This window comes from Flavonifractor sp. An91 (assembly GCF_002159225.1).
Taxonomy (GTDB): Bacteria; Bacillota; Clostridia; order Oscillospirales; family Oscillospiraceae; genus Flavonifractor; species Flavonifractor avicola.
In genome coordinates this window covers 66,035-88,856 of the sequence record NZ_NFHA01000001.1, presented here as the reverse complement: position 1 = coordinate 88,856, position 22,822 = coordinate 66,035, and the positions used below count along the sequence as shown (strand labels likewise).

Here is a 22,822-nt window from a genome sequence, read left to right as displayed (position 1 = left end):
TTCTGATTTAGAAGGTATGGATCAGTGCCATGATTTGTTCTTTGGTGGCCAGTCCGTCGGCAAAGGCAGTGGCGGAACCGGCAGCAGCGCCCAGACGCTGGGCATAGGCGTAGTCGCCGGTTTCCAGCCAGCCGGCCAGGAAGCCAGCTACCATGGAGTCACCGGCCCCCACCGAGTTGCGAACCGTACCCTTAGGTACGCCCAGACGGTGGCAGTTTCCCCGCTCGTCCACCAGCAGGGAGCCGTCTCCTGCCATGGAGACCAGTACGTTGCGGGCACCCTTGGCCTGCAGCTGGGCGGCGCAGTGCCGGATCTCGGTATCGGTGACAGGAGTCTTCCCGAAAATCTCACCCAGCTCGAGATTGTTGGGTTTGATGAGGAAGGGGTGATAGGGGAGTGCGCTGCACAGCAGATCCCGGGTGCTGTCCACCACAAACTGAATCCCCCGATCTTCCAGCCGGGCCAGAATCTGCTCGTACACGTCGTGAGACAGGGCGGCAGGCACGGAACCGGAGATCACCAGGATGTCCCCGGCCTCCAGCCGGTCCAGCTTATCTTGCAGAGACCGCAGAGCCACCGGCCCGATGGTAGGACCCTGGCCGTTGATCTCAGTCTCGTCGCCTCCCTTGACCTTGACATTGATGCGGGTCAGCCCATCGGGAAGCCAGATGAAGTCGGTGCGGATGCCCTGGCTCCGGAGACCCTCCTCCAGGGCCCGGCCGGTGAAGCCGGCCAGGAAACCAAGTGCTATGTTTTCCACACCCAGGGCGGACAAAACAGTGGACACGTTGATGCCCTTGCCGCCATACTGGATCTCCTCGCTCTGGGTGCGGTTGATCTGGCCCGGACGCAAAGCGTCCATCCAAACCACATAGTCCAGAGCGGGATTAAAGGTTACTGTATAGATCATGCGGATACCTCCTTGATCACCGTGTGTTCCAGATAGCTGGGGTCGGGCAGATGCTCGGTAATGATAGTGGCCTTTTCCAGAGGAAGTACAGTCACAGTGGATACCAACTCAAATTTGCTGCTGTCGGCCAGTACAAAGGTGAGGTAGGACTGCTCGGCGGCTTTGGTCTTGATGGCGGCCTCTTCCGGGTCGGGGGTGGTGAAGCCTTGACGGATGGTAATGCCGTTAATGCCCAGGAAGGCCTTGGTAAAGTTGTACTTACCAAGCTCCTCCAACGCGCCGGTGCCCACCACAGCCCAGGTGCCCGGCTTAAGATAGCCGCCCAGCACATAGCCGCGCAGCCCCAGTTCCATCAGCCGTTGGGCGCAGGCAATACCGTTGGTGACAAAGGTGGCGCGGGAGCCCTTTAAATACTCCAGCATCCGTACCGTGGTGGTACCTGCGTCCAGGTAGACCACGTCGTCATTGTTGATAAGCTCGGCGGCATAATGGGCGATGAGATCTTTTTCATCCCGGTGGAGCAGGGACTTGGTGGTTACGTCCGGTTCTTCCCCCTGAAAGGTGCTGCTGGTCAGAACCGCTCCGCCGTGTACCTTGTTTAGTCTGCCCTGGCGGGCCAGAATGGTAAGATCCCGCCGGATGGTGGCCTCTGATGCGCCGGTGAGCTCGCACAGACGCGTTACGCTGGCAGCCCTGCTGTTGGTCAGTTCCTGTAGGATGGTTTCAAAACGCTGCTCTGCCAACATTGAGAATCCCTCCTCTACGCTCTAGTTTGATTGAAAATGACTGTTCTATCTTGTGACTTCAATATAGCACTGATAACAATCATAGTCAATCATAATCAATCAAGTTTACACACAAAAAATCAGACTGCTTTTTAGACAGTCTGACGAATTGATCGGGGGCGTCCTCTGGTAAAATCCAGCTAAAAAAGAAAACTCAAGATAGGAAACAAGCAAAAACGATCAAAAAAGGTGCGCCGGTGGAGAAAACACACCGGCGCATAGATATTACTGGAGCAGACCCATAATCATGGTAACGATTCCGGCTACCAGGAGCACAGCTCCACCCACTTTTGTAGTGATGCTGGAGCGCATCCGCCGAAAAACGGTTTGCAGTTTTTCAAAGGGGATCAGAAGGAAAATCAGGCCCAGGATGATGAACAGAGCGCCCAGGGAGAAATAGACCATCATGGTTTCACCCACCGTTTCTTATGGAGTAGTTCCATCTTACCAGTTCTGGCCTGGTATTGCAAGAGTTCCTTGTATTTCGAAGGGACATCTGATAGGATAACAGAGAAATCAGGTGAGGAGCCGAGAACTTCAATGGAGGGCATCCATGCGGGAATATGGGGGAGCGCTGCGCCGGACGGCGCTGTTTCGCGGAATGGAAGAGGAGGAGCTGTTTGCTCTGCTGGATTGTATGGGCGGCGGTGTGCGGCGGTATCCGCGGGGGACTGCGGTGCTTCGAGCGGGAGATCCAGCTACCCATTTGGGCGTAGTGCTGGTCGGTCAGGTGCAGGTGAGCCGCATCCGACCTGACGGGCAGCGGATCGTGATGGGGGAGATGGGGCCAGGACGGCTGTTTGCCGAGTCCTATGCCTGTGCCGGGGCGGAGAGTTTACCGGTCACCGTTACCGCCACAGCGGATACAGCGGTGCTGCTGCTGGATTGTAGGCGGCTGTCTACCCCCTGTGCCTCGGCCTGCGGAGCCCACGGAAAACTGATCCACAACCTGCTGTGGGTGCTGGCGGAGAAAAATCTGTTTCTCACGGGGAAACTGGATCACCTCTCAGGACGAACCATTCGGGAGCGGCTGCTCTCCTACCTGGAGGAGGAGGCAGCCCGCACCGGTCGGACCACGGTAGTGGTGCCCTTTGACCGCCAGGCGCTGGCGGACTACCTCTGTGTGGATCGAAGCGCACTATCCCGCACCATCGGCCAGCTGCAAAAGGAAGGAGTGCTGGAGGCCGACCGCCGGCGATTCCGTCTGAAGGGGCTGCCAGAGTCTCAGAAATAAGAAAGCGGGCCTGTTGCAAAATGCGCAGCTCGTACAAAGACCCGTCATTCCGAGAAAAACGGCCGCCCGGTGGGCGGCCGTTTTTCGTGGGAATCCGCCCCTTTTGCCGAGGAAACGGATTGCCACGCCAGTGTGCGCACTGGCTCGCAATGACAGGCTTGTGCAAAACAGCTATTTTGCAACAGGCCCGCTTTTCGTTTGTTAGTTCAGGAAATCCTTCAGCTTCTTGGAGCGGGAAGGATGACGCAGTTTACGCAGGGCCTTGGCCTCGATCTGACGGATACGCTCACGGGTGACCTTGAACTCCTTGCCCACTTCCTCCAGGGTGCGGGTGCGGCCGTCCTCGATGCCGAAGCGCAGCTTGAGCACCTTCTCCTCGCGCTCGGTGAGGGTACCCAACACGGAGACCAGCTGCTCCTTCAGCAGGGTGAAGGAAGCAGCCTCAGAGGGCTCGGAGGCGTCCTCGTCGGGGATGAAGTCGCCCAGGTGGGAATCCTCCTCCTCGCCGATGGGGGTCTCCAGAGAGACAGGCTCCTGGGCAATCTTCAGGATCTCCCTTACCTTGTCCACCGGCATATTCATCTCCTCGGAGATCTCCTCGGGGGTGGGATCGTGGCCCAGCTCCTGGAGAAGCTGACGGGAGACACGGATGACCTTGTTGATGGTCTCTACCATATGGACGGGGATACGGATGGTACGGGCCTGATCGGCAATGGCCCGGGTAATGGCCTGACGGATCCACCAGGTGGCGTAGGTGGAGAACTTGTAGCCCTTGGTGTAGTCAAACTTCTCCACGGCCTTGATGAGACCCAGGTTGCCCTCCTGGATCAGGTCCAGGAAGAGCATACCGCGGCCCACATACCGCTTGGCGATGGATACCACCAGACGGAGGTTGGCCTCGGCAAGGCGCTGCTTGGCCGCCTCGCCACGCTTCACCAGACGGCGAAGCTCCTTGATGTCGTCCTCAGACAGGGCGATCTCCTCGCCGGCCTCCTTGGCCCGCTCCATATCCTCCAGCTGCTCCTTGGCAGCGTCACCGGCGCCCATATCCTGGGCCAGCTGTACCTCCTCATCGGGGGTGAGCAGGTTGACTTTGCCGATCTCCTTCAGATACATACGGACCGGATCGTCAATGCCGAAGGAGTCCACCAGAGTGTTGGGGTCTACGATCTCCTCTTCGGGCAGGTCTTCGATTTCATTGAGCTCCTCCAGAGGAGGCATGGTGTCGTCGGCCAGCTCGGGCAGATAGTCGTCGCCTACCGTGTCGATGCCCAGGTTCTCCAGGGTATCGTAGATCTTGTCCATCTGCTCGCTTTCTAGATCCAGGTTCTCCAGCACGTCCATCAGTTCGCTGGAGGAGAGCTTGCCGTTTTTCTTGCCGCGCTCGATCAGCTCCGCCAGTTTTTCGGCGCCCTGGACGCCTTCCACCACCTTCATGACCTCGATCTTGCCCTGCTCCATCTTCTTCGCGTTGTCGCGGGCCAGCTTGGCCTGATCCTCCAGGGTCAGGGTGAGCTCTTTTTTACCGGTGGTCTTCTTTTCACTCATGCGGTTGTCCTCCATATGATTTTTTCTCTCTGAATTTATCCCGGGCTGCCAGCAAAGGGTCAAGCCCGACGCCGCCCCGCTTGGCGGCTTCTGTTTCGATGATCTCTAAGTAGTCGCGCAGCGCTTGGCTGCGATTGGAACGGGTCTCCGGTTGTTCCAGAATCCCGGTGATATGACTCATCTCCTCTGGGTCCAGCGATCCGGACAGCGCGCCCAGTTGTAAGCTGAGCCCTTGGCTGTGCCGCTGCTTGAGCAGCACATAGAGCTTGGCCAGCAGGGGAGAGGAGAACTGGGACGGGTCCAGTCCATCTGTCTCGGGCAGCAGGCCCGGGTCCAGCAGCAGCAAGCGGATCACACCCTCCTCCGCACGAGCGGAGCGGATATTCTCGTAGTGCAGCTGCCTGGATTTGGGCTGGAGCTGAACGGCGGGGGTCAGGTCCTTTTTTGCCTGGACTTTTCTGGCCCGCCAGGCCCGGTCCTTTCGGTAGCGGGCTACCTCCTGGGCCATGGCGGTTCCGGAAATGCCGGCTGCTGCTGCTGCTTTATTGCCGTAGATTTCCCGCTCAATAGGGCTTTGAAGGGCGGCGATGGTGGCCACAGCTTCCTTTAGATAGGCCAGCCTGCCCTCTTCGCTTGACAGGTCATGTTTTGCCTGCAGGCTGTCCAGCCGGTAGTCGTTTTGTCCGGCGCTGCCATTGAGGCACTTCTCAAAAGCGGCAGGGCCAAACTTTTTAACGAAATCATCCGGGTCCTGTTTGATGGGCTTGCCCTCGGCATCAAAAGCGTTGGGCAGCTGAAGTACCCGGACGGTGAGGTTGGCGTTTTTCAAAATGTTAAGCACCCGGTCGGTGGACTGCTTGCCGGCGGCATCATTGTCGTAGCAGAGCACCAGCTCCTTGGTGTACCGGGCCAAAATGCGGGCGTGCTCCTCAGTGAGGGCGGTTCCCATGGTGGCAACCACATTATCAAAGCCCGCCTGGTGCAGGGTGATCACGTCGATGTTGCCCTCCACCAGAATCAGGTTGGGCCGCTTGGTGTTCTTGGCGAAGTTGAGGGCGTAAATGAGACGGCCTTTTTTGAAGAGCACCGTCTCCGGAGTGTTCAGGTACTTGGCGCCCTCCAGTCCGGGGAGCAGGCGGCTGGTGAAGCCCACCACCTCGCCCCGCACATCAATGACCGGGAGCATAAGCCGGGACCGGAACTTGTCATAGATGCCGCCGTTCTTTCCGGCTACTGCCAGACCGGCGTCAATCAGATCCATTTTGGTGTAGCCCTTGGCAGTCATGGCCTTTGTGAGGGCATCCCACTGATCGGGCGCGGCCCCCAAACCGAACCGGGTAGCGGTACGGGGAGAGATCTGCCGTTGGGCGATATAGTCCCGCACCTGCTGGCCGCCGGGACCAATGAGATAGTCGTGGTAGAAACGGGCTGCGTCTTTGGACAGCTCCAGCAGTCGGGACCGCTTTTTGCGATAGGCCTCGTTTTCTCCGGCCTCCGGCACCTCAAGACCTGCCCGCTTGGCCAGCAGCTTTACCGCGTCCAAAAAGGGGAGATTCTCCATCTCCATGACAAAGGAAATTACGCCGCCACCCTTGCCGCAGCCGAAGCAGTGGTAGATCTGCTTATCGGGAGAGACGGAGAAGGAGGGGGTCTTTTCGTTGTGGAAAGGGCACAGGCCCCACAGGTTGTTTCCCTTTTTCGTGAGGTGGACATAGGAAGAGACCACGTCGGCAATGTCGCTGCGGGCCACCAGATCGTCAATGAATTGTTCTGGTATCGCCACAGGCATCCTCCTTCCGACTATTTTTTCCAATCAATGCCAATTTCATACGCTGGTATATGTAAAGTTAAATGCCCTTACGGCACAAACGCCTTTAAAAGCATTTATACTCTAATGGTGTAAGCATAAATCACTTTACGCTCCAGGACTTCGGGATGAAAGCGTCGCTGAACTGATCCACGGCATATTTATCGGTCATGCCGGAGATATAGTCGCATACGGCGCGCTCTACGCCCTCCTCCACCCGGATGTCCTGATATTCCGGAGGCAGCTTGTCCGGGTCCTTCACATAGTACTCAAACAGGCGGCGGATCATGTCCTGGGCCTTTCCCTCCTCGCCCTTGGCTACCGGGCTGCGGTAGACATATTCAAACATGAACTCCCGCAGTTCATTCATAGCGTCCCGGCAGGCGGGGGACTGGACAATGTCATTCTTTCCGGCGGACTGGGTGATGATGTCCACCGTCAGAGTGTTGATTCGCTCAGAGTGGGTGAAGCCCAGTACCTGGGAGACCGAGAGGGGCAGGTCCATGGGATAGATGATCTTGCCCCGCATGGCGTCGTCAATGTCGTGGTTGATGTAGGCGATCTTGTCGGCCAGCCGCAGCAGACGGCCCTCCAGGGTCTCGGCCCGGTCGGAGCCGGTGTGGCAGAGAATGCCCCGGCGCACCTCGTAGGTCAGGTTGAGTCCCTCGCCGTCCCGTTCCAGACGGTCCACTACCCGAAGAGACTGCTCGTTATGGGCAAAGCCTCCGGGCATGATCTCATTGAGGACCCGCTCTCCGGCGTGTCCGAAGGGGGTGTGGCCCAGATCGTGGCCGTAGGCGGCCGCTTCTGCCAGATCCTCATTGAGGCGTAAGCCCCGGGCGATGGTGCGGGCAATGCGGCTGACCTCGATGGTGTGGGTCATGCGGGTGCGGTAGTGGTCCCCCTCCGGCTCCAGAAAGACCTGAGTCTTGTGCTTGAGCCGCCGGAAGGCCTTGGAGTGGACAATCCGGTCGATATCCCGCTGAAAGCAGGTTCGGGTGGGGCATGGCTCCAGAGGTACCAGACGTCCCCGGGAGCGGGCGGACAGGCAGGCATAGGGGGAGAGCAGGGCCGCTTCGGCGGCTTCGGTCTGTTCACGCAGTACCATGGGCGCTCACCAGCCTCTCAGCAAATTTCAACCTTTACTCTTTATACGCCGCGGCCTGGATAAAACCCTTCTTTTTTTGTAAATTTTCTATTGTGCTCACAAATCCCCCTGATGAGGGCGGCTGGATTCGTCATTTTGCTCGCCGGTAAGCAGGGCCAGAAGCTCGGCGGGGGTAGAGATGATCTGCTGTGCACCCTGTTCGGTCAGAAATTGCGCGTCACGGAAGCCCCAGCTCACCGACAGACAGGGCAGACCGGAATTGCGGGCGGTCTGGATATCCACCTCGGAGTCGCCTACATAAACGGCCTCTTCAGGCTGAGCGCCCAGTTCCTTCAATGCGCGGAGCACCGTGTCGGGAGCAGGCTTGCGGGCAACTCCCTGGGATTCACCAATGGCCACCTTTACCCGATCGCCAAAGTAGGTCTGACACAGGCCTTTGACAGCGCCGTCAAATTTGTTGGATACCACTGCCAGTTTGATCCCGGCCTGATTCAGACCGTCCAGCAGCTCCAGCACACCGGCGTAGGGAGCGGTGCGGTTCTCCATGTTCAGCAGGTAGTGGGCCCGGAAATCAGCCAGACACCGGGCCTCCAGTTCTTCAGGGGTTCCCTCGGGCACGGCACGGTGAATGAGCAGGCCTACGCCGTTGCCCACAAAGCGGCGTACCTCATCCAAAGAGCGGGCGGGCAGTTTGTGGAGGGCCAGAGCATAGTTGGTACTGTCGGCCAGATCCTGAAGGGTATCCAGCAGGGTGCCGTCCAGATCGAAAATCACGGTGGAATAGGGAATCATAACAAGCCTCCTTATCAGCAATGGCAGGAAATGCGGGCGGTCCGTGGGACCGCCCGCATTGTGGGTCAGTAGAGTCCGTTGGCAGAGAGAATCTGGGTAACCTGCATGGCACGGTTGGACCAGGCGGCGGCAGCCCCATGTTCCCGCCGGCGGACGGCAGGCCAACCATCCGGTTCTTCCAGAGCACGGATGCACAGCCGCACAAACTCGCCGGGGCTGTGGGCGGCGTAGATTACGTCAGGGAAATGCTCCACATGGTCGGGGTAGAACATAGCCACAATGGGCTTGCCGGAAGTGAGATATTCATAGACCCGGCTGGGTACGATGTCGGCGCCGTAGTCAGACTGCCGCAACAGATGGAGGCACACGTCGAATCGGGACAGATAGTCTGGAATATCCACCGGCAGCTGGCGGCCCAGCAGACGGACGTTGGGCAGGGCCTCCAGGGTGCGCAGCTGGGGATTGTAGGGCTCTACCTGCCCTACAAAGACAAAAGTGCACCGGGGCAGAGCCCGGGCGGCCTGGATGGCCGGTGTCAGGTCAAGATCCTCCCAAATGGTGCCCACAAAGCCCAGAATGGGACCGGTGAGGTCGGCCAGGGGAGCGGGGCACTCATTGTCTGGCCGGGAGAACATGGGATAGCTTACCCCATTGGGAAGCAGGGCAATGTTGTCGCTGCAGGGGGAGAGGTGGTCCACCAGCCCCTCGGAGGCGGCAAAGATCACGTCGGCAGCCAAGGCCAGGTCGCTCTCCCACTCGGGTGGAGTGTCCAGCCAGTCCTGGGCGCAGTCATATACCAGCCCCTGATGGGGGATGGCGTCCAGCAGATGGACCTGCTCCGGGGAAGTGCACCAGAGCAGGGGCTCCCGAAAGCGATGCATATCCATCAGCTTAAGAATATGGCGGGTCAGCTTGCGGTCCCGGACAAACCGGAGCAGCCGCTGATCCTCGGAGGCCTCGGGAGCAGGCGGGAGAGCGTATACGGTCAGGCCGGGGCGTACTTTGCGGCCGGGCTTGCGGTAGTTCCGGGAAGGCGGCTCCAGAAAGAGAATCTTGGCATCCTTCAACCGGGTCATCAGCTGCTGGGTGCGGGTGGGGATGGTGCTCCAGGGTTGGGAGGAGAGGCACAGGATCTGTTTCAACGGGACACACCCTCCAAAAGCCGGCGGGCAGTCTCCTGGTTGCGTTCCTCTACCTGGCGCAGCCGCTCCACGCCGCCGGACAGGAATTCGGTGTCTCCGATTCGGGCATAGACTGCGTCGATGTAGCCGCACAGGGATTCCGCCGTCACCTTATCCAGGTCGGTGTACAGATCCTGGCCGATATAGGAGAGGAAAGAGCTGATTTTCTGGTCGTATACCACGCCCACCAGAGGCACACCCTGGCCGGCGGAAAAGACGAGGGCGTGCAGCCGCATAGAGATAACCGCCTGCATCCGTGCAAACAGACCGATAGTGTGGTCGGAACTGCCGGTATGGGTAAGAATATGGTGGGGGGCCTTCATATACTTAGCAGCCAACTTGGCGGCATCCACATCCAGACGCCGCTCAATGGGCAGAAAGACGGGGGTCAGGCCGTATTTCTCATAGGCGTAGTCGGCGGCGGCGGCAAAAACGGGGGCCTTGGCCTCAAAGCCCGGCCAGGGCCGCAGGGCAAAGCCGATATATTTGCCGTTGGGATCGATGCCCTGGCTCTCCAGAATGCCGTCCACCACGGGCGCGGGAGCGGCGGGCAGAATGACCGTGGGGTCGGCGGAGAGAATGATTTCCGGGTGGGTGACCTTCATGTCGGTCAGCTCCTCACGGGAGTGAGTATCCCGCAGGGTGATGGCGTCCACGCTCTTCTGGAGCACCTTGGAGGCCCGTTTCCGATTGGAGGGGGAGTGGATGGGACCGATGCCGCAGCCGTACATCATAACCTGATTGCCCAGCCGCTTGGCCCAGGAGATGGTGAAGAGATAGAACCACAGGGAACGATGGCTGGTTACGTCCTGCATCAGGGAACCGCCGCCGTTGATATACAGCTTGGTTTTTCGCATCCGCCACAGGAACTTGGGGAAGGCAAAGGTGTAGATGGAGTTGACACGATAGGTGCGCCGGGTATCTTCCGGGCTGCGGGAGAGCACCCAGATGGGAAGGTCAGGGTCCACCTGGCGCAGCTCGGTGACAATGGCCTCCAGAATGGCATCGTCGCCGGCGTTGCCCCGGCCATAGGCTCCGCATACCAGAGCGCCATCCCGCCGGCCGGTCTTGCGGGCCTGGCGGCGGAGAATGGTGTCATAAATGGAGAGCTGCCGCTGGAGGGTACTCTCCAGAGAGTAGTCCTCCTTGGCCCTCTGATAGAGCCGCTGGCCCATATGCTGGCGCAGCTCCGGGTCCTGAGCCAGCGCAATGAGGTGGCGGGAGAGTCCCTCCGCGTCCCCTGCCTCAAAGAGGAAACCGTGGATACCATGCTCGATCAGGTAAGGCACGCCGCCTACCCGGCTGGCCACTGTGGGCAGGCCCGCCCGGGCGCCTTCGGTGAGGGAGTAGGGGAAGGTCTCGGAGAGAGAGGTGAGGGTATTGATGTCCAGAGCATTGTAGAAGCTGTCGGTGTCGGACACCCAACCGGCAAAGCAGACCTGCTTGGCTACTCCCAACTGGTTGGCCAAGTCCTTCAGCATTCCCATCTGCTCGCCATCACCGGCGATAAGCAGCCGCAGATGAGGGCAGACTTTATAGGCCAGAGCAAAGCCGCGGATCAGAGTAGCAATATCCTTGACTGGGTTGAGGCGGGCGGCAATGCCCACCACAACGGAGTCCTGGCCGGCGTCCAGCCCCACGCTCTTCCAGTATTCCTCCCGGGAGAGGGCGGGGGTACGGGGGGCAAAATCGATGCCGTTGTAGATGGTGAACAGCTTGTCCGGATCAAAGCAGCGGGAGATGAGCAGATCGGTCATGGCATCGGACACGCCGATGCGGTAGTCCAGCTTCCGCAGAGCGATGGTGTTGATGGTGCCGTAAGTGATGCGGGAGAAGGGGCGGCCCAGGTAGTCCAGTCGATAATCGGAGTGGACAGTGGTAACCACGGGCAGACCGGTGGCCTTCCGCAGCAGAGCGCCCATCAAATTGCCCCGGGCGCCGTGACAGTGAAGGATCTGATAGCCCCCCTCCACGATCATCTTTTTCAGGGTGTTGCGGGTTTTCAGCAGATTGTGTCCAGGCAGGACCACAGTGGGAATGCCAAGTTCCCGGGCCTCCTGAGCAAATGGACCTTCCATAAAACATACCATGGTAACATCGATGGTATGGGCAAGATTTTTTAGCAGGGAATGAACGTGGGTCTTGGCGCCGCCGCTGTCGCCGCCGGAGATGAGGTGCATGACCTTCATGGAATCAAAACCTCCAAAGAAAAAAGAAAGTACTTGTGTCTCGGTGGGGATCTATGATACAATAACCCGGTACCATTGTACCAAGTGCGACATGAATTTACAACCTCGGAGGCTGCAAAAAGATGATAGACGAAAAGGGAAGACTGTTTGGTAAAATCAACATCGTGGATCTGCTGGTGATCCTGGTGGTTATTATTGCGGCAGTGGTTTTGGGTATGAAGTTCCTCAAGCCGGGCAGCAGTGGTGTTGTAGGCGGAGGTTCCACCACCACCCATGTGGAGTATACCGTGCTGGTAGAGAGCGTCCAGCCGGCGGTTTATGAGAGCATCAAGGAGAATTATATCCCCTCCACCCTGATGGCCTCTGGCGAGCTGCTGGACGGCCAGGTCACCGCTGTGGAGGCTAAGCCCCACGGCGGAGATGTGACGGTGAGCACGTCTGGCGACACAGTGGCCTTTACAAATGACAAGGGCCTGCTGGATCTGACCTTCACGGTTGAGTGCAATGTGGCCAACCCCATTACCACTGAGATTGGCACCCAGGAGGTGCGTGTGGGTAAGAACCACATCCTCAAAACCGATAAGTTTGAGCTGAATGGCGTGGTCCTGGACTGCACCTGGAGCGAGAACGCCGAGTAAACCGGCTGAGATCGATCAAAATAGAGAGGGCGGCGGTCATGGTACCGCCGTCCTTTTTCCAATAGGAGGAACTTATTATGCCCCAATGTCTGCTGCAGATAGACGGCGGTATTCTGCTCTGGATCCAGAACTTCCTGCGCTGTGCTGTGCTGGACCCGATCATGATCATTTATACCCAGATGGGTGATGCTGGCATCCTGTGGATTGTGCTTTCTGTGGTGCTGCTCTGTATTCCCAGGACCCGCAAAGCGGGTTTTGTCAGTTTGATAGCCATGTTGCTGGGCCTGCTGTGTACCAATGTGGTGCTCAAGCATCTGGTGGGCCGTACCCGGCCCTGGCTGATGGTAGAAGGGCTGATTCCGCTGGTGGCAGAGAACGACCCCAATTCCTTTCCTTCGGGCCATACCTGCGCCGCCTTTGCGGCGGCCTCTGCCTGGTGCCGTACCCTGCCCCGGCGGTGGATGAAGATCGTCGCCGTGGTAATGGCGGCTCTGATGGGCTTCTCCCGGCTCTATGTGGGAGTTCACTTCCCTACAGACGTGTTGGCCGGTATGGCGGTTGGCCTGCTGTGCGGCTGGCTGGCCTGGCTCATCTGGAAGCGGCTGGCCGCCTGGCGGGGCTGGGAGGCATAACCATGCGGGCGGAAGAAATGCAGACCACTCTGCGGAATGGAAGCCGGTGTCTGCTTCGCAGTCCCCGCCCGGAGGACGGGGAAGCGGTGCTGCGCCATCTGCGCCGGGTGGCAGCAGAGAGCCCTTTTACTGCCTTTCTGCCGGAGGAGATCAGCAATACCCTGCGGGAGGAGCAGGCCTTTCTCAAGCGGCAGCTGGCCAGTCCGGGCAGACTGATGTTGGCCGGATTTGTGGAGGGCAGGTTGATTGGGCTGGGGGGCGTGGGCCCTGCGGCAGCCAACCGAAAATGCGGTCACCGGGCTGAATTGGGATTATCTGTCCGCTGCCGCTGGTGGGGGCAGGGCCTGGGCCGGATGCTGATGGATGGACTGTGCCGGGAAGCCAGGCATATGGGCTATGCCCGCATGGAGCTGTCAGTGATGGAAGACAATGTCCGGGCGGTGGCCCTCTATGAGAACTGTGGGTTTGAGCGTTTTGGCCTGCTGCCCGATGCCTACCGTACAGAGGGAGACAGTCAGGCCGCCATTTTGATGAGCAAGGTATTATAAAATGGACGCCAGTCCCTATGGGACCGGCGTCCATTTTATATGTGCTTATTCGGTGGTGTAGTTGTCGAAATAGCCCTGGATGTAGACAATGGGGGTGCCCTTGTCGCCGGAGCCGGAGGTCAGATCGCACAGAGAGCCGATCAGATCGGTCAGGCGGCGGGGGGTGGTGCCCTGAGCAGCCATCTTACCCACCAGGGAGCCGTCCTTCTTCTTGATCTCGCCCTTAATGGCCTCGCGCAGAGCCTCGCCGGACAGAGCGGCAAAGTCATTGTCAGCCAGGTACTTCAACTTCAGCTCGTTGGGGGTGCCTTCCAGACCGGCGGTGTAAGCGGGGGAGACCACCGGGTCGGCCAGCTCCCAGATCTTGCCCACGGGGTCTTTGAAGGCGCCGTCGCCGTAGACCATGACTTCAACGTGCTTGCCGGTAGCCTTCAGAAGCCGGGCCTGGATTTCCTCCACCAGATCCTGGCAGGGACGGGGGAAGAGCTTCACCTTGTCCTCGGTGGACTTGTTGGAGCCCAGCAGGCCATAGTTTTCATTGTAGCCGCTGCCGTTGATGGGAGCGGTCATGATCTCATCCAGGCAGAACACCTTCTCGGCGCCGGCGGCAACCAGGCGGCGCTTGGTGCGGGCGCGGGTGTGGATGTCGCAGGCCAGCACGTTCTTGGTGTAGGCCAGAATAGCCCGGGGATCGTTGGCGAAGATGACCTCCACCTCAGCGCCAGACTCACGGATCAGATTGGAATAATAGTCCACATAGTCCACGCCGGTAAAGGGGTGGGTGGTGTAGCCGAACAGCTCGCGGTAGCGCTCCAGAGAGAGCACATCCTTGTAGGGGTCCACACCCTTTTCGTCCATCACGTCCTCATCAATGAGGTGATTGCCCACCTCGTCGGAGGGATAGGACAGCATCAGGACCACCTTCTTGGCGCCCTTGGCGATGCCGCGCAGGCAAATAGCAAAACGGTTGCGGCTGAGGATGGGGAAGATCACGCCAATGGTCTCTCCGCCCAGCTTTGCCTTTACATCGGCGGCAATATCGTCCACCGAGGCATAGTTACCCTGGGCGCGGGCCACAATGGCCTCAGTCATGGCGACTACGTCGCGGTCGCGTACGGAGAACGCGCCATCGTTGACCGCCTCCAGGACAGACCCGGTGACGATCTCGGCCAGGTCATCTCCGCTGCGGATAATGGGGGCGCGGATACCCATGGATACGGTGCCGACCATCCGGCTCATAGAACAACACTCCTACTATAGTTGGATTCGCTGCGGTATTCCCGTAACATTGAAATTATACTATATTTTTTTCTGCTTGTAAAAGGTTTTTTCTTTGCAAACGAACTTTATTCGACGGATACCCACTGCCGGACCACGTCAAGAAAACGGGCGGTCAGAGGGGAAAGCGGCTTGCCCCGGCGAACGGCCAGGGTGATGTCCCGATAGCGGGGATGTTCCAGAGGGATGGCGGCGAAATTGCGGCCGGTACCCTGCAGAACCAGTTCTGGTCGGATACTGACACCCAGCCCCTGCTCCACCATGGCCAGGATGGCAAAGTCGTCGTTGACGGTGTAGCGCAGGTTGGGATGGATGCCCTCCTCCTGGAAGATCTCTCCGATCTCCACATCCCGCTCCTCAGGAATCCAGATGAAAGGGTCCTGGGCCAACCGTTCTATGGGATAGAAGGGGGCGTGTGCCAGAGGGTGGTCCGGTGGGAGCACCGCCATAAACTGATCACGGCGCAGGGGAAAGACCTCCAGATCGTCTCCGGCGGGCAGTCCCAGAAAACCACAGTCTGCCTGCCCCTGGCGGATCAGGTCCTCCACCTCTGCAAACTCCCACTTGCTCAGTAATTCAAAATGGATGCCGGGATAGCGCTGGAGAAAGAGCTTCATAATAGGAGGCAGCCAGTGGATGGATACGCTGGCGAAGGTGCCCACCCGCAGGGTGCCACGGGTCAAACCGTGGAGATGGGCAGCCTGCTCCTCCAACTCCTTCTGGGCGTTGCACACAGCTCGCAGATATGGAAGCAGTGACTCACCGGCTGCACTTAGATGCACGCCGCCCCGTCCCCGGACCAGCAGCTCCATGTCCCATTCCTGTTCCAGCGCGGCGATCATCCGACTGGCCGCCGATTGGGTGTAGCCCAACGCCTCAGCTGCCTTGGTGATTCCACCCAGTTCTACTGTTTTCAGCAGGATCTGATACTTGATCAGGCTCATATCAATCATTCCGTTTCATCATGAATTTCATGAAAAAGATTCGTTTGCATCATAGTAAACTCTATTGTATACTATAACCAGAAGGAAGGCAAGAGCGAACGACAGAAAGGAGCGATTTCCATGAAGAAGAACAACGCAATGGTAATGAATCGGAAGAACAACGGCTATGAGCTGATGGGAAAGGGTATGTCGGTCAACGTCATGCGCACCTATTGGAAGGGAAGCCCCTGGAAAGCGCTTCGGGACTGCGTCCGCAGCGTATAATTTGATCTTTGCTCCGGTTGGGGAGAACCGATAGAAGCCCGGAGGGTCTGCCGAATGGCAGGCCCTCCGGGCGGTTTTTTATATTATGCCCCCAAGTCTGCTGCCTGAGGGAAGGGATAGGTTGTGCTGCCGATGGTAATGGATTCCACCTGGCTCAGGTCAAAGGCCTGGGCAGGGGTAAAGCGGAAGACATGGATGCCGTCCCGACTAGACCCGGGGTAGGGACTCTCGCCAGATCCCCAGGTTCCGGCATAGGCGCTGGGAATCTGAGTAATCAGCTCCGAAGTGCCGTCCCGGTAGTTCAGCCGTGCATCTGCCAAAATTTCCTTTACGCTGACCAGCCAGCTGCCGCCGTATGTGTCCCTGACCAGATAACCCTCCAGCTGCGGGGGCAGCTCTATGTCGGAAAGCTTCTCCAGATCCAGAAGTACCTCCGCACCGGAGACGGCTGTCCACTCCTCCAGAGTGGGGGTCTGCATCTCCAGTTCAATATAACCTGCGCAGATGGAGATTTGATAGATGGTGCCCTCCTGGGTATATTCGGAAAATTCCGGCTGGTCGGGCCGCAGACCCCAGGCTTCCTCCATCTGCCGGGTGGTATTGACCACTGTAATGTCTGCCGGGCAGCTGAGGGTCTGGCTCTCGGTCACCGGTATGATCACCGGGCCGTAAGCAGCGATGGGCTTAAAGTTATGATTGAGGTTCATGCTCACTTCTACCTGTTTCAGCTCAGGATCTTCTAAAGTCATGGATACCTTGACAAGAGAGGTTTGCGTATCTGGGTCGTAGCTGGCCTGCTCCAGATTAAGGGTGCTGCATCCCTCGAAACCGCCCCGGGGCCCCCATTCATATTCCGGCGAGTTGTCCGCAAGAACCACACCTGCCTCCTGGGATACCGGAGAAGCCGCAATGTAGGCATACAGTTGGTTCCCGCTGCACATGGTTGCTACCAGAGTGGCCTGGGGCTCCGACTGGGTGACAGTCTGAGTGGGAGCATCATATTCTGTCCATTCTTCGATGGGGTCCTCCTTGGATATGCCCATATCTGCCCGTGCTGCGTCCCGCAGCGTAAGCACCACCGCAAAGGCGGTGAGGCAGCAGAGAGACGCAATAATTGCTGCCACCAGCAAGCCCCGGGTCAGGCGGCGGGTTCTTCCTGTTTTATGGTTCTGTTTGAATCGTTTCATCGTCAACTCCTCAATCCTGGCAGGGGAGAGGGGGGTGGTATCAGTTAAGAGAATGCTGTCCTCCTGATAGTGGTCCAGCAAATCAAAGATCTCCCGTTTCATCAGCCTGCTCCCCCTTTCGTCAAAGCTTCCTTGAGTTTCATGCGACCGCGCCTCAGCTTGGTTTTTATGGTGGATTCGTTCAGGGCCATGTGATCTGAGATCTCTTTGATCGATTGGGCGTAATAGTAATGCCGGAGAAAGATTTCCTTGTCCTCTGGGGGCAAAGCGTCCACTGCTTGGCGGACCAGACGCCGCTCCTCGTCCTGCTCCATGGCCTCTGAAAGGTCATTTGGGGCTGGAATATCCACACTGTTTTCTTCCAGGGATATGGTGCGGCCCATCTGGCGGAGTTTGTTTTTCGCTTTGTTTCTGGCGACCGTGCCCAGCCAGCCCTTGACATGACCGGCCTTCAGATCGGCGGCCTGTTCCCATGCGGCAAGGAACACATCGGAGACCACTTCCTCTGCGTCCTGGGGAGACATGGCATCCCGAAGAATGTTCCATACGATAACGGAAATATACGGCACATAGCGCTCCATCAGTGCCTTTAGACCGGATGGGTCGCCGGCTTTTATGTTCTGTAAGATCATTGATTCTCTCATATATGGCCCCCAACTTATGCGAAAGCAGCTTTCACTTATAATATCACACGGATACTGCTTCTGGTTTCATCTGCGAACCTCGGGGGGTAAAAACAAAAAGAGACACGACGTATGTCGTGTCTCTTTTCTGGAGCAGGTAAAGGGAATCGAACCCTCATATTCAGCTTGGGAAGCTGACGTTCTGCCACTGAACTATACCTGCATGGGCTTATTGACTTAGGCATTATAGCATATGCCCTTATATTTGGCAAGAATTTTTTTGTGACAGCGTTCTCATTCTTTCGCTATGAGCGCTGAAAAATCACAAAAAACCTTGCAATCTATTCCAATCCGTGATATCATTTCTTAAACCAAAGGTATAATAACTGAAAGGGTATGGAAAGGTTGGAAGTACGATGAGCAAAAAACAGGCATTGACTGAATTCCATCGGGGCTCCATCCTGGCCGCTGCCGAGCGGCTGTTTGCGGAAAAGGGCACCGAAAAGACCACCATGGATGACATTGCCCGAGAGGCCGAGTACAGCAAGGCGACTTTGTATGTCTATTTTCAGAGCAAGGAGGAGATCATCAACGCAATCCTCCTCAGTGGGATGGTGCTGCTGAAGAAGAAGCTGCATGAGGCCATTGAGAGCCACAGTGATTGGTTCCAGGCCTATGACGCGGTGTGCCAGGCGATCGTGCGTTTCTATGATGAAAATCCCACTGCCTACGATGCCGCCACTGGTTCTATCCCCCTGTCTCAGGATGGCGACACCCTCCAGAAGGGGTTGTCCGATATCCTGCGGGTCAGCGATGAGATTGAACAGGAACTGGCTGATTTCCTGGTACGGGGTGCAGCGGACGGCGCGGTGCGTTCTCAGCTGCCTCCCATGGAGACCGTTCTCCTGTTCTGGTCTGCTCTCTCCGGTATGGTACATACCGCTGAGCAGAGGGAGAATTACATCCAGCGCACCTTGGGCCTGACCCGGGAGGAGTATCTCCAGCACGGTGCCCGGCTGCTGCTGGCCTCCCTGACCAAAGCGAATATGTAAGTACTGTATACAGTATGAACCCGGTCCGGATTTCCGGACCGGGTTCTCTGTTTTTATCGATAGCAGATCTCGTGGCGCTTGGGGCCGGTGGAGACGATGGTGATGGGACACTCGATCTCCTTCTCCAGGAAGGTCACATAATCCTTGGCCTGCTGGGGCAGGGCATCAAAGTCGGTAACGCCCCGGATATCGCACTTCCAGCCGGGCAGAGTGGTATAGACCGGCTTGGCCTGATCCAGCAGGGCGGGTACCGGGAAGTCCCGGGTCACTTTACCGTTGATCTCGTAGCCAGTACATACCTTGATCTCATCCAGATAGCCCAGACAGTCAATGGCGGTGAGAGCCACCTGAGTGGTACCCTGCACCATGCAGCCGTACCGGGTAGCCACGGCGTCAAACCAGCCCACCCGGCGGGGACGACCGGTGGTAGCGCCGTACTCGCCGGCGTCACCGCCCCGGCGGCGCAGCTCCTCGGCCTCATCCCCGAAGAGTTCGCTGACGAAAGCGCCGGCGCCCACGGCGGAAGAATAGGCCTTGGTTACAGTCACGATGTCGGAAAATGCCGTGGGAGGTACTCCGCCGCCCACAGTACCGAAGCCGGCCAGCGTGTGGGAGGAGGTGGTCATGGGGCAGATGCCCAGGTTGGGATCCTTCATGGAGCCCAGCTGACCCTCCAGCAGCACCTGCTTGCCCTCCTTCAGGGCCTGGTGCACAAAGCTGACCGCGTCGCCCACGTAAGGCTCCAGGATCTTCTTATAGCCCATCAGTTCCTCAAACAGATCCCTGGGGTCCAGAAGAGGCTTATGATACAGATGCTCCAGAAGAACGTTTTTCAGGGCACAGATATGTTCCAGCTGAGCCTTGAGCCGGTCCTCATACCACAGATCGGCCACCTGAATACCGATTTTGGCATACTTGTCGGAATAGAAAGGAGCGATACCGGACTTGGTGGAGCCGAAGGCGGCGCCGGCCAGGCGTTCCTCCTCGCAGCTGTCCAGCAGCACATGGTAGCTCATCAGCAACTGAGTCCGCTGATCCACGATAATGTGGGGGGCAGGTACGCCGCCGTCCTCCAGATGCTTGAGCTCAGCAGCAAATTTCGTTACATCCAGGGCCACACCATTGCCGATGATGTTGGTGGTGTGGGAGTAGAATACGCCGGAAGGCAGCTGATGCAGAGCGAATTTACCATAATCGCAGATAATGGTATGGCCTGCGTTGGCGCCTCCCTGGAAGCGGATGACTACATCGGACTTCTCCGCCAGCAGATCGGTGATCTTGCCCTTGCCTTCGTCGCCCCAGTTGGCGCCTACAATTGCTTTCACCATATTGGATTCCTCCTGCCGCGGGGATTCGCGCATTGGCCTTTTCCCGTCGGCAATCCATGGGGATATCATTCCCCATGCGGTATTATAGTACGCTTTCTCCCTTGAATCAAGGCAAAAAAAGAGAAAAAATGTCATAAAATGATTGGCATCACCTTCCAGAACACCGCGTTTTGTTGGAAAAGCAAAAAAAGAGGTTTACTTCCACACTTCACTTTGATAAAATAAGAGAAACGGGCGGCTAGGAAGCTGCCCGCCGGTTTCCGAAAGAGAATCATCAGGAGGTCAAACACTCTATGACGAAAAACGAAAAGCGGGAACACAGTGATCTGCTGTATGAAGCGATCCTCACCCTGAAGGACCTGGACGAGTGCCGGAAGTTCTTTTCCGACCTCTGTACGGTGGCGGAACTGCGGGCCATGGAACAGCGTTTTGAAGTGGCAATGCTGTTGTCCGAGGGCATGATCTACAATGACATTCTGGAGCGCACCGGCGCTTCCAGTGCCACCATCAGCCGGGTGAACCGGTCTTTGCAGTACGGTGCCGACGGCTATCAGGCCGTGCTGCCCCGGATCAAGGAGAAGCAGAGCGGCAATGGCGTATGAATATCTGGCCGGCTGTTATGACCGTTTTACAGCCGACGTTCCTTACGCCGCTTGGGCCGACTACCTGGAGAAGCACTTTGCCCGCAGTAAGCTGCCCATCCATACTGTGCTGGATCTGGCCTGCGGTACTGGTACCCTGACCTGTGAGTTGGCCCAGCGGGGGTACGAGATGATCGGCGCCGACCTGTCAGAGGAGATGCTGGCCCAGGCAGCCGAGAAGGCCCGGGACGTGGAGGGGATTCCTCCTATCTTTCTGCACCAGGCCATGGAGAAGTTGGACCTGTATGGTACCATCGATGCCTGTGTCTGTTGTCTGGACAGTGTAAACTATGTTACCCAGCCCAAAAAACTGGCGCGGGCCTTTCAGCGGGTCCATACCTTTTTGATGCCGGGAGGACTGTTTCTCTTTGACATCAATACCCCGGACAAGCTGAGGGGGCTGGACGGTCAGCTTTTCATGGATGAGGACGAGGACGCCTGCTGTATCTGGCGGGCGGAATACTCGCCCCGCCGGCGTATCTGTACCTACGGCTTTGATATCTTCTGCCGGGAGGAGAATGGACTGTGGAGCCGGATGGAGGAGGTCCATGAGGAATACGCCTATGAGCCGGAAGAGCTGGAGCAGATGCTGCGCCAGGCCGGTTTTCGGCAGATCAAGCAATATGGCGAACTGAAGATGCGCCGCCCCGGACCGGGGGAACAGCGCATCTTTTTCGCCGCACGAAAGGAATTTTAAACGTATGTCAGATTCGATCATTCGCGTTCTGGCCAAGGACGCTCCCGTCAAGGCCTCGGCCATTTCCGCCCGGGCCATGGTGGAGCGGGCCAGACAGATCCATAAGACCCTGCCGGTGGCTACTGCGGCTCTGGGCCGCTCCCTGATGGCCGCCTCCATGATGGGCAACCAACTGAAGGAGGAAAACGGCTCTGTTACCCTGCGGATCAAGGGCGACGGACCTCTGGGGGGCATCACTGTGGTGTCCGACAGCGCCGGCAATGCACGGGGCTATGTGGTCAACCCCCTGGTTGACCTGCCTTTGAAAGGCCCTGCCAAGCTGGATGTGGGTTCTGCTGTGGGCAAGGACGGCTCTCTTACCGTCATCAAGGACATGAACATGAAGGAGCCCTATGTGGGTACCATCCCTCTGGTATCCGGTGAGATCGCCGAGGATATCACTTCTTATTTTGCGGAAAGTGAGCAGATCCCTTCCGCCTGCGCCCTGGGTGTGCTGGTGGACGTGGATCAGAGTGTACTGTGCGCCGGTGGTTATCTGATTCAGCTGCTGCCTGGTGCAGACGACAGCGTTATTACTGCTATTGAAGAGGGCATTGCCAAGGTGGGCCCCGTTACCGAGGCTATGCGCAACGGTGAGAGTGCCCGCAGCCTGGTGGAGCGTGTTCTGTCTGCCTTTGACCTGGAGGTCCTCAGTGAGGAGCCGGTGGAGTACCGCTGCTATTGCAGCCGTGAGCGGGTGACCCGCGCCCTCATCAGTATGGGCCGGGAAGAACTGGAGTCTCTCATCAAAGATCAGGGCAAAGCGGAGCTCACCTGCCAGTTTTGCGACAAGGTTTATGACTTTACAGGCGAGGAATTGCAAGGCCTTCTGAATTCGATTTGATTTTTTGAAAAAAATCGAAAAAAGTTGTTGACAACTGGGGGTCGTTCTTGTATAATAACTTTCGTCGCTTGGCCCGACAGCCAAACGAAAGCGAAAGAAGAACGAGGGAGCATAGCTCAGCTGGGAGAGCGCATGCCTTACAAGCATGATGTCACAGGTTCGAGCCCTGTTGTTCCCACCACTCCCTTTCTGGGAGCTCCCGTACCCCCTACCGTCTGGCGCGGTAGTTCAGTTGGTTAGAACGCCGGCCTGTCACGCCGGAGGTCGAGGGTTCAAGTCCCTTCCGCGTCGCCATTCGCCTCTGTAGCTCAGTTGGTAGAGCAGGGGACTGAAAATCCCCGTGTCGCTGGTTCGATTCCGGCCGGAGGCACCACCGTTCCTGGTGGATACCGCAAGGTATCCACCAGGGGCACCTTCAAAATTTAGGCATATGTATTCCATTCTTTTCATAGGATGGAAACAGATGCAGGTGTAGCTCATCTGGTAGAGCGCCACCTTGCCAAGGTGGAGGTAGCGAGTTCGAGCCTCGTCACCTGCTCCAAAAATGATAAAA

23 protein-coding genes and 5 tRNA genes are annotated in these 22,822 nt (G+C 57.9%); 13 read left to right on the top strand and 15 right to left on the bottom strand.

Annotated elements, in window-relative coordinates:
• Nucleotides 1-7 precede the first annotated feature (7 nt).
• The 3 genes from pfkB to B5G42_RS00410 form a co-directional block, all read right to left on the bottom strand.
• Nucleotides 8-910 (bottom strand): 1-phosphofructokinase, encoded by a 903-nt coding sequence (gene pfkB / locus B5G42_RS00420; protein ID WP_087265637.1) that lies wholly within the window; start codon nucleotides 908-910, stop codon nucleotides 8-10.
• On the bottom strand, nucleotides 907-1,656 hold the full coding sequence (locus B5G42_RS00415; protein WP_087189434.1) for a DeoR/GlpR family DNA-binding transcription regulator: 750 nt from the start codon (nucleotides 1,654-1,656) through the stop codon (nucleotides 907-909). Before B5G42_RS00415 ends, pfkB begins: the two co-directional genes overlap by 4 nt.
• Nucleotides 1,657-1,920: 264 nt before the next feature.
• The gene (locus tag B5G42_RS00410; RefSeq protein ID WP_087189435.1) at nucleotides 1,921-2,103 is read right to left on the bottom strand and encodes a hypothetical protein; all 183 of its coding nucleotides are present in this window, start codon (nucleotides 2,101-2,103) and stop codon (nucleotides 1,921-1,923) included.
• A gap of 145 nt (nucleotides 2,104-2,248) precedes the next feature.
• Between B5G42_RS00410 and B5G42_RS00405 the strand changes: the two genes are divergently transcribed.
• A complete protein-coding gene (locus B5G42_RS00405; protein ID WP_087265635.1) occupies nucleotides 2,249-2,929 on the top strand; it encodes a Crp/Fnr family transcriptional regulator in 681 nt (226 codons plus the stop codon).
• 201 nt (nucleotides 2,930-3,130) lie between these two features.
• On the opposite strand, the gene rpoD is transcribed toward B5G42_RS00405, so the two are convergent.
• The 6 genes from rpoD to csaB all read right to left on the bottom strand — a co-directional run bounded on the left by rpoD (nucleotide 3,131) and on the right by csaB (nucleotide 11,554).
• Nucleotides 3,131-4,477 carry an RNA polymerase sigma factor RpoD gene (gene rpoD / locus B5G42_RS00400; protein WP_242955465.1) on the bottom strand — a complete coding sequence of 449 codons (1,347 nt, stop codon included), beginning with the start codon at nucleotides 4,475-4,477 and terminating at the stop codon, nucleotides 3,131-3,133.
• Entirely contained in the window at nucleotides 4,470-6,260 is a 1,791-nt protein-coding gene (gene dnaG / locus B5G42_RS00395; RefSeq protein ID WP_087265633.1) for a DNA primase, read from the bottom strand. The genes rpoD and dnaG overlap by 8 nt, the downstream gene beginning before the upstream one ends.
• A 127-nt stretch (nucleotides 6,261-6,387) precedes the next feature.
• Nucleotides 6,388-7,392: a deoxyguanosinetriphosphate triphosphohydrolase gene (locus B5G42_RS00390; RefSeq protein ID WP_087265631.1), complete on the bottom strand. Its 1,005-nt coding sequence runs from the start codon at nucleotides 7,390-7,392 to the stop codon at nucleotides 6,388-6,390.
• A gap of 96 nt (nucleotides 7,393-7,488) precedes the next feature.
• Nucleotides 7,489-8,184, bottom strand: a complete 696-nt coding sequence (locus tag B5G42_RS00385) for an HAD family hydrolase (RefSeq protein ID WP_087265630.1) — start codon at nucleotides 8,182-8,184, stop codon at nucleotides 7,489-7,491.
• 65 nt (nucleotides 8,185-8,249) lie between these two features.
• Nucleotides 8,250-9,326 carry a glycosyltransferase family protein gene (locus tag B5G42_RS00380; protein WP_242961077.1) on the bottom strand — a complete coding sequence of 359 codons (1,077 nt, stop codon included), beginning with the start codon at nucleotides 9,324-9,326 and terminating at the stop codon, nucleotides 8,250-8,252.
• Nucleotides 9,323-11,554 carry a polysaccharide pyruvyl transferase CsaB gene (gene csaB, locus B5G42_RS00375; protein WP_087265628.1) on the bottom strand — a complete coding sequence of 744 codons (2,232 nt, stop codon included), beginning with the start codon at nucleotides 11,552-11,554 and terminating at the stop codon, nucleotides 9,323-9,325. Before csaB ends, B5G42_RS00380 begins: the two co-directional genes overlap by 4 nt.
• 122 nt (nucleotides 11,555-11,676) lie before the next feature.
• Here csaB and B5G42_RS00370 point away from each other — a divergent pair, with 122 nt between their 5' ends.
• The 3 genes from B5G42_RS00370 (at nucleotide 11,677) to B5G42_RS00360 (ending at nucleotide 13,372) form a co-directional block, all read left to right on the top strand.
• Nucleotides 11,677-12,192: a DUF4330 domain-containing protein gene (locus B5G42_RS00370; RefSeq protein WP_087265626.1), complete on the top strand. Its 516-nt coding sequence runs from the start codon at nucleotides 11,677-11,679 to the stop codon at nucleotides 12,190-12,192.
• Nucleotides 12,193-12,269: 77 nt separating this feature from the next.
• On the top strand, nucleotides 12,270-12,824 hold the full coding sequence (locus B5G42_RS00365) for a phosphatase PAP2 family protein (RefSeq protein WP_087265624.1): 555 nt from the start codon (nucleotides 12,270-12,272) through the stop codon (nucleotides 12,822-12,824).
• A gap of 2 nt (nucleotides 12,825-12,826) precedes the next feature.
• On the top strand, nucleotides 12,827-13,372 hold the full coding sequence (locus B5G42_RS00360; RefSeq protein WP_087265622.1) for a GNAT family N-acetyltransferase: 546 nt from the start codon (nucleotides 12,827-12,829) through the stop codon (nucleotides 13,370-13,372).
• A gap of 45 nt (nucleotides 13,373-13,417) precedes the next feature.
• On the opposite strand, the gene B5G42_RS00355 is transcribed toward B5G42_RS00360, so the two are convergent.
• Nucleotides 13,418-14,611 (bottom strand): coenzyme F420-0:L-glutamate ligase, encoded by a 1,194-nt coding sequence (locus tag B5G42_RS00355; protein ID WP_087265619.1) that lies wholly within the window; start codon nucleotides 14,609-14,611, stop codon nucleotides 13,418-13,420.
• Between the two features lie 107 nt (nucleotides 14,612-14,718).
• Nucleotides 14,719-15,603: a LysR family transcriptional regulator gene (locus B5G42_RS00350; protein WP_087265617.1), complete on the bottom strand. Its 885-nt coding sequence runs from the start codon at nucleotides 15,601-15,603 to the stop codon at nucleotides 14,719-14,721.
• Between the two features lie 111 nt (nucleotides 15,604-15,714).
• Here B5G42_RS00350 and B5G42_RS18040 point away from each other — a divergent pair, with 111 nt between their 5' ends.
• Nucleotides 15,715-15,858 (top strand): hypothetical protein, encoded by a 144-nt coding sequence (locus B5G42_RS18040; RefSeq protein WP_158094701.1) that lies wholly within the window; start codon nucleotides 15,715-15,717, stop codon nucleotides 15,856-15,858.
• 83 nt (nucleotides 15,859-15,941) lie between these two features.
• On the opposite strand, the gene B5G42_RS00345 is transcribed toward B5G42_RS18040, so the two are convergent.
• From B5G42_RS00345 to B5G42_RS00335, 3 genes are all read right to left on the bottom strand, one after another.
• Nucleotides 15,942-17,147 (bottom strand): hypothetical protein, encoded by a 1,206-nt coding sequence (locus B5G42_RS00345; RefSeq protein ID WP_087265615.1) that lies wholly within the window; start codon nucleotides 17,145-17,147, stop codon nucleotides 15,942-15,944.
• Nucleotides 17,147-17,626 carry an RNA polymerase sigma factor gene (locus B5G42_RS00340; RefSeq protein WP_162611020.1) on the bottom strand — a complete coding sequence of 160 codons (480 nt, stop codon included), beginning with the start codon at nucleotides 17,624-17,626 and terminating at the stop codon, nucleotides 17,147-17,149. Before B5G42_RS00340 ends, B5G42_RS00345 begins: the two co-directional genes overlap by 1 nt.
• A 191-nt stretch (nucleotides 17,627-17,817) precedes the next feature.
• Nucleotides 17,818-17,891: transfer RNA gene (locus B5G42_RS00335), tRNA-Gly, on the bottom strand.
• A 193-nt stretch (nucleotides 17,892-18,084) separates the two neighbouring features.
• On the opposite strand from B5G42_RS00335, the gene B5G42_RS00330 reads away from it, so the two are divergent.
• Nucleotides 18,085-18,720, top strand: coding sequence for a TetR/AcrR family transcriptional regulator (locus tag B5G42_RS00330; protein ID WP_087265611.1), 636 nt, complete (start codon nucleotides 18,085-18,087; stop codon nucleotides 18,718-18,720).
• 53 nt (nucleotides 18,721-18,773) lie between these two features.
• On the opposite strand, the gene B5G42_RS00325 is transcribed toward B5G42_RS00330, so the two are convergent.
• Nucleotides 18,774-20,048, bottom strand: coding sequence for an adenylosuccinate synthase (locus tag B5G42_RS00325; protein WP_087265609.1), 1,275 nt, complete (start codon nucleotides 20,046-20,048; stop codon nucleotides 18,774-18,776).
• A gap of 293 nt (nucleotides 20,049-20,341) precedes the next feature.
• Between B5G42_RS00325 and B5G42_RS00320 the strand changes: the two genes are divergently transcribed.
• The 7 genes from B5G42_RS00320 (at nucleotide 20,342) to B5G42_RS00290 (ending at nucleotide 22,810) form a co-directional block, all read left to right on the top strand.
• Complete coding sequence (locus B5G42_RS00320; protein ID WP_087189093.1) at nucleotides 20,342-20,650, top strand: YerC/YecD family TrpR-related protein; 309 nt, start codon at nucleotides 20,342-20,344, stop codon at nucleotides 20,648-20,650.
• Nucleotides 20,640-21,386: a class I SAM-dependent DNA methyltransferase gene (locus tag B5G42_RS00315; RefSeq protein WP_087265607.1), complete on the top strand. Its 747-nt coding sequence runs from the start codon at nucleotides 20,640-20,642 to the stop codon at nucleotides 21,384-21,386. Before B5G42_RS00320 ends, B5G42_RS00315 begins: the two co-directional genes overlap by 11 nt.
• Nucleotides 21,387-21,390: 4 nt before the next feature.
• Complete coding sequence (gene hslO / locus B5G42_RS00310) at nucleotides 21,391-22,269, top strand: Hsp33 family molecular chaperone HslO (protein WP_087265601.1); 879 nt, start codon at nucleotides 21,391-21,393, stop codon at nucleotides 22,267-22,269.
• 105 nt (nucleotides 22,270-22,374) lie between these two features.
• Nucleotides 22,375-22,450, top strand: a tRNA-Val gene (locus tag B5G42_RS00305).
• Between the two features lie 36 nt (nucleotides 22,451-22,486).
• Nucleotides 22,487-22,563, top strand: a tRNA-Asp gene (locus B5G42_RS00300).
• Nucleotides 22,564-22,566: 3 nt separating this feature from the next.
• Nucleotides 22,567-22,642: transfer RNA gene (locus B5G42_RS00295), tRNA-Phe, on the top strand.
• A 92-nt stretch (nucleotides 22,643-22,734) separates the two neighbouring features.
• Nucleotides 22,735-22,810, top strand: a tRNA-Gly gene (locus B5G42_RS00290).
• Nucleotides 22,811-22,822 lie beyond the last annotated feature (12 nt).